The organism is bacterium (assembly GCA_016124905.1).
Lineage (GTDB): Bacteria > Pseudomonadota > Alphaproteobacteria > Rickettsiales > RI-342 > RI-342.
In genome coordinates this window covers 1-11,965 of the sequence record WGMV01000019.1, presented here as the reverse complement: position 1 = coordinate 11,965, position 11,965 = coordinate 1, and the positions used below count along the sequence as shown (strand labels likewise).

General features: G+C 57.4%; 1 protein-coding gene. It reads left to right on the top strand.

The features are described from left to right. On the top strand, window positions 1-11,965 hold an 11,965-nt coding region (locus GC177_05725), incomplete at both ends, for a filamentous hemagglutinin N-terminal domain-containing protein (protein MBI1275452.1).

The following is an 11,965-nucleotide window of genomic DNA, read 5'->3' as shown; positions in this document are numbered from 1 at the left end:
GACGGTGAACCAGAGCACGAACCGCGCGGTGATTGACTGGCGCGGGTTCGACATCGCCCCGCATGAGACGACGCGTTTCGTGCAGCCGAATGCGGGCAGCTGGACGCTGAACCGGGTGAATGCGGCGAATCCGTCGCTGATCCAGGGTAACATCCAGGCCAACGGCAACATCGCCATCATCAACCCCAATGGGGTAATTTTCAGCGGCACGAGCCGTGTGGATGCGGCGGGCCTTGTGGCGAGCACGGCCAATATCAGCAACGCGAATTTCATGGCCGGGAACATGAAGTTCGACCAGGCTGGCAAGGCGGATGCCAAAGTCATCAACGAGGGCGTGATCACGGCCAAACAGGCGGGCCTGGTGGGGCTGGTGGCGCCCCAGGTGGAAAACAGCGGCGTGATTGAAGCGAAGCTGGGCAAGGTCGCATTGGCAGCTGGCGAGACCTTCACGCTGGACATGGCTGGCGATAAGCTGATTGAGGTTGCCATCAGCGATGGCGTGGCGGCGCGTTTGAAGCATACCGGCAGCATTGCAGCCGAGGGTGGCAAGGTGCTGCTCACGGCGGCAGCCGGACGAACCGTGGTGGACAGCCTGATTCAGGTAAGCGGGGATGTGACGGCCAACACAGTGGCGCAGAAAAACGGGGAAATCATTATTTCCGCCACCGGGGCCAACAAGACAGGTAAGGCCGGTGACGGCCGCGTGGAGGTGAGCGGCCGCCTTCGCGCCGCAGGCGATGAAGCAGGCGAGAAGGGCGGCAGCATCCGCGTGCTGGGTGATACGGTTGCGGTGACAGGCCATGCGCTGATCAACGCCAGTGGCCGCAAGGAAGGCGGCCGCATTCTGATCGGCGGTGACTATCAGGGAACCGGCGATACACAGACTTCACGGGTGACCTATATCGACGGAGATGTAACGCTGAAGGCCAGTGCCATCAGCCAAGGCTGGGGCGGGCGGGTGATCGTCTGGTCGGACGGAGATACCGGTTTTTACGGCGATATTGAAGCGAAGGGCGGCGCAACGGGCGGCAATGGCGGCTTTGTGGAAGTATCCGGCAAGCGCTGGCTGGATTTTGCGGGGATGGCGGATGTAAGGGCTTTTGATGGCGCCATTGGGACCCTGCTGCTCGACCCGACCAATATCACCATTTCAAACGGCGCCAATGCTGCCGCCTGGGATGGCACGCAATTTACCGGCGCAGGTATGAACACCATCCTCAATACGACAACCCTGCAAAACCAGCTCGCGCTTTCCAACGTCATTGTTACAACCGTATCCGGCGGCGGCGGGGTGGGGGATATTAACGTCGATAACGGCTTTACCTGGTCGTCACATACGCTTCAGCTGATTGCCGACCATGATATTATTCTGAATACCAACATCACGTATTCCGGGGCGGGTAACAGCTCTCTTTCGCTTAAGGCGAGAAACGATATCACGATCAATAGTGGCAGTGATATCACGGCAGCGGGCGCCGGTAAGCTCGACATTACGTTGAATTCTGACAGTGACAATACGGGTGCCGGTGCGATTGGTGCCAGTGCCGCAGGTACGCAGCTAGTTAGTAATAGCGGTAATATTATCTTGGGCGGTGGACTTGATCCAACCACGGATGAGGCCATGGGCAGCGCAGCGGGCGGGCATGACGGCATTGACATGTCCGGCGCCACCATCAATGCGGGCGGCGGTAGCATCATCATGCGCGGCCGCACCGCGGAGGTTGGGTATGCAGGTATCTATCTTTCCGGGGCGACGATTCAGACTTCCGGCACCGGCACCATCACGCTGTTCGGCGCTGGCGCGGCTTCCGGCACGGATGTGGGCGGTATCCTTCTGGATGGCACCAGCGTTACCAGCGTGAACGGTAATATCACCATGACCGGCAGCGCGGGCGGCAACGGCAATGACGGGGCGGGCATCTGGCTGGATAATGCCAGCCTGGTGGAAACCACGGGTGCGCTCGGCAATATTATCATGAGCGGCACGTTTGCCGGCGCGGGCAGCATGAATTACGGCTCCGGCGTGGCCTTGAACCATGGCAGCATTGTGCGCGTGACGGATGGCGATATCAGCATTACCGGTTCATCAGGCGGTGCGGCCGATATTTATTATTACGGCGTGGCGCTGACGGATAGTTCCTTCATTCGCTCGCTCGGTACAGGCGGCAGCGCCGGAACCATCACGGTGGACGGCACGGTGACCAATACAGGGGGTGGGTCGTATGACTGGGGTATCTGGGCCTCCAGCGGGAATGGTGGCGATACGTCGGCCATTACTTCCGTTGACGGGGCCATATCGGTGACCGGTTCGGTAACCGGTACGGGAACGGACCAGCACGGTGTCGGGTTTGAGAGCGGCTCGGGCGGGGGGATCACTTCCACCGGTTCGGCCAGCATCACCATCACCGGCACCGGCAATGGCGATGCCAGCAGCTATGGCATTTTTGGGGCGAATAACAGCGCAACGGTCGGCGGCGCGTCCGCCACCGGTGCTATCACCCTGATTGCCGATACGATGAATCTGGATAATTCTACCATCCGTACATCCGGCGATGTGGCGATTCGCCCTAAAACGGCGGGGGCAACGGTTGGTGTCGGCGTGACGACGGAAAGCCTGGATATCACATCGACCATGCTTGGGCGCATCACCTATGGCGGCACGTTGTGGTTGGGCGGCAGCAGTACCTGGAACGATTCCGGCAATACCACGGTCAACATCACCCGTGCCTTTAACGGCAATGTCAATTTCATGAGCGGGGCGGATTTGCTGGTGACGGGCGGCGTGCTTTCCGCCACCAATGCCGGGGCGAAAACCTGGAACTTCCGCGCCGATAATAATATCATCTTCAGCGGTTCGGCCGATATTACGTCTTCCACCGGCAGCATCAACCTGACGCTGAACAGCGACCGCGACAATGACAATCTCGGGGCCATCAAGCTGGGCAGCGGCATGAACATCGCCAGCAACGGCGGGCTTATTAATCTGGGTGGCGGTGCCAACCCGCTGGTGGATGAAGCCGTGGGCAATGGTGCCAATTATGTGGGCGTGCTGCTGGAAGGCGCGGGCCTGGATGCCGGTGGCGGCAACATCACCATTCTTGGGCGAGGTTCGGCAAGCGGTGGCGGTTTTTCCAACGTGCACGGGGTGTCGGTTGATGACGATGGAAGCGTTGCCTCATCCGTAACAACGAGTAGCGGCGGCACCATCACCATTACAGGATATGGCGGGACTGGCGGCACGAATAACAGCTATTACGGCGTGCTGGTATCGGGCAATGGCGCAGTGGAATCCTCTGTTCAGAGCCAAAACGGTGCCATTACCATCACCGGCGCGGGCGGCACCACGACTGGCAGCTATGCCAACGGCATCGTGATGTATAACAAAAGCCGGGTGGAAGCGACCGGCAGCGGTGGCATCACGTTCAACGGCACGGGTGGCACGTCCACCACTGGAAATTCGGCCGTTGTGTTTACGACGAGCGTCAACCGGGTCATTACCAATACAGGCAATATCGCCATCAACGGCACGGGCACCAGCAGCAACGGCAACAGCAACGGCATTCGCTTTGAGACATCCGGCACGGTGGAATCCACCGGCGGCGGCACGGTCACGCTGGATGGTCAGGCCGCGGGTACCAATAACGGCCTTTATATCGATGCCACAAGGCTGGGCAGTAACGTTGGCACGGGCACGTCGCTGCTGACGCTGATTGCCGATGGCATCACCTACACGGCGGGTGTGCTGCAGAGCGCGGCGGATGTGGTGATTCGCCCACGGAGCAGCACCACCACGGTAGGTATTGGCGATGGCGCAACGGCCTCCACTACGCTGGATATCGGCGATACGTTCCTGAATAATATTGCCTGGGGCGGGGTGTTGTGGCTGGGGGGAAGCAGCACCTGGAATAATTCAGGCAATACCACCATCAACACCACGCGCAATTTGAATGGCAATGTGAATTTCATGAGCGGCGCCAGTATCATGACTACCGGCGGCGTGCTCTCGGTTAATACGGCGGGCACCAAAGCATGGAACTTCTATGCGAACCATTCCATCCTTTACAGCGGTTCCGCCGATATCACGGCCACTACCGGTAAAATCAACCTGCTGATGAATAGCGATTATGATGGCAGCCTGGCGGGCGCCATCTCGCTTGGCTCAGGCACCAGCATTACGACCAATGGCGGCGATATCACGCTGAGCGGCGGCACCAATTATCTGACGGGATATGCCTATGGAACGGCAAGTAACGCGGATGGGATTTTTTTAAACAGCGCAACATTGACTGCAGGGAATGGTAATGTTGTTTTACGCGGGCATGGTCAAAATAACGGCTCTGTCACATCCCGTGGTGTGGTCATGTCGGGCGGTGTATCCGCTACGGGCGGGGGCACTATTTCCATCACCGGGGTGGGTGCTAAGGCAACATCAGGCAATAATATTGGTCTTGCAGGCATTAACAGCCAGGCTACCATTAGCGCGGTAGACGGCTTAATCAGCTTTAATGGCACGGGTGGCCAGGTTGCCGGTGCGACCAATGTGACCACGATCGGTATTGTGAATCTGGGCGGTTCCATTACCAGTAGCGGTACCGGCGGCATTACGCTTATCGGCAATGCCGGCAGCATCACTTCCGGTTCCGCAAGCTGGTCAACCGGTATGGATTTTCAGGCCGGTACCGTCAGTGTTGCTAATGGCAATATGCTGGTGCAGGGGCAAGGTACTACCAATAATGCCGCCTGGAGTTATGGCGTTGGTATTTATGGCGCAACCTTTCAATCCACCGGTACGGGCGCAAGCGCCGGTAATATTACGATTACCGGCACTTCCGGGGCGGGAACGGAATCTGAAAGCCCGGGGGTCCTGATCGGGTATGGGGTGGGGTCCCCTGGTATCATCACGACGGTGGATGGCGATGTCAGCATCACCGGTACGCGTCCGGGCGCCACCGCACGCACGGATGCGCATGGCATCTGGTTTTATGCCAATGACGGCAGCAAAGTGGAATCCACCGGTGACGGCAACATCACGCTGACGGGAACGACTGCCTCCAGCGGCAGCCAGGATATTTACATGAATCTTGGCAATATTGTCGGCAAGAGCACGTCGACCGGCGATATCACTCTTAATGCCAACACACTGGAAACCAATGGCGCCACCATTGTCACCTCGCATGATATTTATGTGAAAAACCGCACGGCCGGTACTGCCATCGGAATAGGCAGCGGCAGCGGCGCGCTTTCCATCAGCAATATCGAACTGGGAGGCATGGACGGCCGCATGATCGCCATCGGCCAGGCCAATGCCGGGGCGATGGATATTAACAGCGCCTTCGCATTTGATGACCCGATGGTGTTCTACAGCAATACGGGCATTACCGTGAATGCTGGCCTCTCTACTGTGGCTGCCAGTGACGGTGCATTTGATTTTGAAGGGCCGACAACATTTAATTACACGGCCGATACCAGCAATTCTACATCTGGTAGCGGTATTGTTCTCGGTAATTTCAGCCATGTTCTTGGCGCGGATCTGAGGTCTGCCACCCGCAATATCACCATTAATGGCGCGGTGACCCTTAGTGGCGCGGGAACGCGGATTATTGGTACATCGTCCTCCGGTACGGTTAACATTGGTGCAACAGGTTCCATCACCAGTGCCGGCACGTCCTTGCGTTTCACCGGTAGTGATTTCAGCATAGCCGGCGCGGTAACTGGTGGTGGTGGCGCTTCGCTGGCATTTGGAACATTGTGGGCAGGTTCGCTGGGCATTGCGGATGGCGCCACATGCGGTGGTGCCTGCGGTGCCAATATCTCGACCGCCGAGCTTGACCTCATTTCCGGGTGGGGGAATGTGTATTTTGGCGGCGGCGGCACCTCTTATTCATCCGTGGTGGATATTCGCGCTTATGCCAATTGGGCAGGCAGGGCCACAGGATCAATTAATTTCTCCGGTGCTGCCATCAGCGTTAACGGCGCACAGGCTTACGGCGCCCGTAACATTGGCATCAATGCTGATACGATTGATATTGCCTCCACCCTGACGGGGACCGGCAACCTGACATTTGTCAATACCGGTCTTACGGCAGCATCCACCGCGAATGTGGATTATGGCATTGGCGACGGCAGCTCGGGCGAGATGAATTTTACCAATGCGGAACTGAACAATATCGTCGATGGCTGGAACAGCATCATCTTTGGAAACAGCACAGCTGGCGCCATGGACATCCGTGCTTATGGCTGGCGCGACAATGTTCAGTTTAACATTAACAGCTCGGGAAGCATTACGGTTAACGGCGCGCAAACCACGGCGGCGGGCGGCTACAGCAGCACGATAACCTTCAATGGCCCAACGACCTTTAACGCGGATGTGAATACGAGCAATTCCGGCGCGGCCGCCGGGGCTATCACACTGGGGAATTTCGTGCATACGCTCGGTGCCGACCTTACTACCGATGACAGCAACATCACCATCAACGGCGCGGTCACGCTGAACGGGGTGGCCCTTGGCACGCGTGTCATCAATGCGGGGACGGGCAATTTCACCATCGCCGCCACAGGCAGCATCAATAGTAATCCCAATCTGCTGAACCTGAATCTTATTGCCGACAACATGGATATTCAGGGGCCGGTTTATGGCAGCTCGATTCGTGCATTGACCGTGGCCCCCTCCAGCGTTAACCGCGTCATGAACCTTGCCGGTGGCGCGGGTGGGCTTGATTTAAGCGCCGCCGAGCTGGACTTTCTCTCACCCGCCGCACCCAATCGCTGGAACAGCATTTCCTATGGAATCAACGGCCAAGGTGGCGGCATTAATCTGTATGGGCATACCTGGTCGAACGTGGCCACGCTCTATGCCTTCAATAATTTGGGCAACATCAATATTATCGGCACGCAGGATTTCACCGGCGTTCCTGTGGTCACGTTTACTTCCGGGGGTGATCTTTCGATTGGCGCGGCCCTTACGGGCAACGGTACATTAAACCTGGGGCCCATTAACGGCGGACAAACCTGGAGTGTGGCCACGGGCACAGGCACGTTTGATTTGAGCGTGGCCGACCTGGATAATATCACCGATGGCTGGTCGGGCATCAATATCGGGCGTTTTTCCACAACCAATCCGGTAAGCATCGGCGCGTATAGCAATTGGCGTGACCCCATCACCTTTACCACCGCCACCGGCGTTATGACCGTGACCGGTGCACAGGCCACCGGTGTGGGCAGCAATGGCAGCTTCACTTTCAATGGCCCGACCACGTTTAATGCCAATGTGGATACGCGCAACTCCGCCGCAGGTGTTGGGACCATCGTTCTGGGAAATTATAACCATACTCTCGGGGCGGACCTGATTACCGATGACAGCGGCATCACCATCAATGGTCCTGTTGCCTTATCGGGCGGGGCAGTGGTACGCACCATCAATGCTGGCACAGGAACGTTGACGACCACGGCTACAGGAACGATCAGCTCCACAGGCCAGAGCCTGACGCTGATTGCGGATAACATGACTCTTGGCGCCGCCCTTTCACCGACGGGCGGCAGCCTTACCATCGCTCCGGGCACCGCAAGCCGCGGGGTGAACTTCGGAACGCCAACGGGCGGGCTTGATTTGAGCGTAGCCGAGCTGGACCTCATCGACAACGGATGGAGCATCATCACGATCGGTAATTACCCGACCTATACCGGCCTGACCACCCTTGGGGGGTTCAGCCTGAACGACTCGCTGCAGGTGTATAACGGGGGTGCCAGCAATATCGTGGTTTCCGACACGGTGAATATGCTGGGAAATAACCTTGGCCTGGTGGTGGGCAGCGGCGATGTCATCCTGAACAGCACGATCGCCTCCGCAGGCGGTAGCCTTACCATTCGCAGCCATGGGTCCAGCTATAGCATCGCATTGGGAGGCGGGGCTGGAAACGTGGCGCTGTCCACGGCAGAGCTGGATAATATCGTGGATGGGTGGAATGCCATCACCTTCGGTAATGGTGCAGGCCAGCCCATCACGTTGGCGGCCTATAGCAATTGGCGCGACCCCGTCACCTTCAACTCAGGCGGCGGCCTCGGCAGTATCACCGTCAGCGGCGCGCAGAGCACGCTGGCCGGCAGCAATGCGCGATTCACCTTTAGCGGCCCGACCACGTTCAATGCCAATGTGGATACCAGCAATTCAAGCGCGGGTGCTGGAACTATCACGCTAGGGAATTTCGCCCATACACTAGGCGCTGATCTTATTACGGATGACAGCGACGTTACTATCAATGGTTCTGTCACCTTATCCAGTGCGGCTATTCGCTATATCCAGGCTGGCACCGCCACCCTTAATACTGCGGGTACTTCCAGTTTCAATATCATCGCCGGTTCGGCATTGCGCTTTGTGGCGGATAATATGACGCTGGCCGGAGCCATTACAGGCGCGGGGACAGGAGAGGTCGGGTTCGGCACTTATACCGCTTCCCGCACCATCGGCATCGGCACAGGCGCAACTTGTGGCGGTACATGCGGGTTGATGCTCGACGACAGCGAGATCGCCCTGCTCAGCGGTTCTTACAGCCAGATTCACTTCGGAACCACCGCCGGTACCGGGTTGATGGATATCCGCAACGTGAGCCTTAACCTTGCCAGCACTCTGATGTTCGATTCTGCGGCGACCAGAATTGTCGATATCAACGGCACTATCAATACAGGAACAAAATCGCTGGCCATCATGGCAGGTGATATCAATATTAATGCCGGTGCGGCCTTGCAGGGTACGGGTACACTCACGTTTGATCAGCGTGACGATTCCAGGAACATCAATGTCGGCACGGCCGCTTCCCTCTCCGGCATGAAAATCGACGATACGGAACTGGGGCGTATTACCAATGGATGGAGCAATATCCGTTTTGGCAACCGTGGTTATGCCGGCACAGGCCAAATTGAAATTAACACTGCCTATCAGTTTAACGATAGCGCCACCTTCACGGGCAACAGCGCTACTGTGAATAATTCTCTTACCACAGCAGTGGGAAGCAATGCCGGTTTTACCTTTGATGCGGCAACGACGTTCAATGCCAATGTCGACACCAGCAATTCCAGTGCGGGCGCGGGCACTATCACGCTTGGCAATTTTTCGCATACGCTTGGTGCGGACCTGATTACGGATGACAGCAATATTACCATCAACGGGCCGGTGACGCTTTCCGGTGGCGTAGGGGTAACGCGCACGATCAATGCGGGCACGGGAACCTTTACCAATAGCGCCACGGGTACTATTTCAGCCAGCAGCGCCAACCTGTCCCTTATCGCGGATGGATTCTCCATCGGCGGTGATCTCAACGGGCCGGGGCAGCTTTCCATCCGCAACAAGACATTGGGCAAAAGCCTTGGTCTAGCCGACGGCGCTACCGGCGATATTGTGCTGACCTCTGCCATGCTGGATCATTTCAACGGTAAAGGCTGGGCCTCGTTTATCAATCTGGGCAGCATTTCCTGGACCGGGGCTGTTGATATGCGCTCTTACATATGGAATGCGGGCACGGGCACGTTGTATATTCAAGGCGGTGCGAGCAATACCGCCATCGGGGTGAACGGGGCGGTAAATTTCGGCAGTAACAACGCCATCCTTCGCGCATATGATCTGAATATCAATACGGCAACCGGTTCGCTTGCAGGAACGGGCGCCCTCAGTCTCTGGCCCATTTTCATCGGCAACCAGATGGGCATCGGCACCGCGGCATCCTCGACAGACTGGAAAATCACGGATGCCGAGCTTGCACGCCTTGTTGACGGGTTTAGCTCCCTGCAGTTCGGTATGAGCAATGGTGTGGGGAATTTTGGTAATCACGATATCAATACCGCCTATCAGTTTCAGGACCTCACCATCTTCACCAACGATACGGGCATCAATACCGTCAACAGCGCATTAAGTACCAGAGCGGGCACCAACGGTAGTTTTATCTTTAACGGACCGACCACGTTCAATGCCGCCGTCAACACCAGCAATTCCAGCGCAGCTGCAGGAGCTATCACGCTTGGGAATTTTGCGCATACGCTTGGCGCGGGCCTTACGGCGGACGACAGCAATATCACCATTAACGGCGCGGTCACGTTGAGCGGCAACCAGACCATCAATGCCGGGTCCGGCACCATCATCGTGGGGGCCACGGGCTCTATCGCTGCCGGGGCGAATGACCTGGCACTGCAATCAGACGACATCAATCTTGGCGGTGACATTTCCGGCACGGGTAATCTTGAACTCAAGGTCAGCACTACAGGCCGAAGCATGGCGATCGGGGATGGCGCTACGGGCCTTTATGCGCTTTCTAATGCGGAACTCGATCATATTCAAAACGGCTTCAGCTGGATATTCCTTGGCCGCGCGGCAGCAGGCGGCGGCATTGACGGCAATATCGACCTGCAAAGCTATGTCTGGCGCGATAATGTGATCATCCGCCGTATCGACGCCAATGCCGTGACGGTCAGCGGCGCGATGGATATGCAGAATAATTACCTGCAGATTTCCGCCGATTCGCTTGATATCAACACGGCTACGGGGTCGTTACTGGGAACTGGAACCTTGAGCCTTGCCTCCGGTACATCCGGCCATGTGGGCATCGGCACGGCGGCGGATAATCTCGGCATGCACCTGACGGATGCCGAACTGGCCAGGATCAGCGACGGGCATACCTTTATTCGCTTCACCGACGGTACCTCCTATTTCACCAACTTCACCATCGATGTGAACACGGCCTTTGGCTTCACCGATTCGGTGGTGTTCTCGACCTTCGGCGGCAGGGCCATTACCGTGAATGGCTCCTTGACCACGGGGGCCGGGAGCAACGGCAATTTCAACTTCAATGGTCCCACTAGCTTTAATGCCAATGTGGATACCAGCAATTCCAGCGTAGGAGCGGGCACAATAGTACTGGGTAATTTTGCACATACGCTGGGGGCGGATCTGATTGCGGATGACAGTAACATCACGATCAACGGCGCGACTGCGCTTTCCGGCGCGGCGGGTACTACGCGCACCATCAATGCGGGCGCGGGTACGTTGACAACGGCTGCGACCGGCACGCTCAGCGCCACGAGTCAGAATATGCAGCTGATCGCCGATAGTGTTGCGCTGGGGGCATCCGTTACCAGCACGACGGGTGGGGGTATTATTCTGCGTCCCTATACTGCAGGGCGTGCTGTGAATATCGGTACAGCGGCAGGCGTCACCAACTTCTCACTGGATGACACAGAACTCAACCTCATTGGCTGGACCGGCGGCGGCACGCTGTGGCTGGGCGGCAGTGCCGGGTGGAATGATTCCGGCGCCACCACCATAAACACGACCCGTAATCTGAACGGCAACGTAAACTTCATGTCGGGCGCGGATATTCTTGTAACAGGGGGCAACCTGCAAACGTCTTCCGCCGGGGCCAAAAACTGGCAGTTTATCGCGGATGACGATATTGTGTTTTCCGGCAGTGCGGATATTACCGCAAGTGGTGGGGCGCTGAATATCACCCTACGTAATGATGAAGACAACGACGCCGCCAGCACGACCAGTTTTGCTTCCGGTACAAGCATTGCCACCAATGGCGGAAGCTTCACCAACATTGCAAAAAATTCGGTGCTTTCCTCGGGGGCGTCCGTTGCCAGCGGTGCGGGCAACCAGGAATGGGATGTTAATACGCTGGACCTGAGCGGCACCATCAGCACCACGGCTCAGACCACCATTACGCCACGCAGCTCAACGCGCAGCATCGGCATTGGGGCGGGAGCAGGCACGCTTAGCCTGGATGATATCGAGCTTGGCCATATTACCACGGGTTCGCTGGTGATAGGTGGCGTGAATGCCAATAGCATTACAATCGACACCGCGTATGCCTTTGATGGTCCGACCAGTTTTGTAAGCAACACGGGCATCACGGTATCTTCTGCGCTTGGTACGGCGGTTGGGAGTGATGGATCGTTCAGCTTCCAGGGGCCGACGACTTTT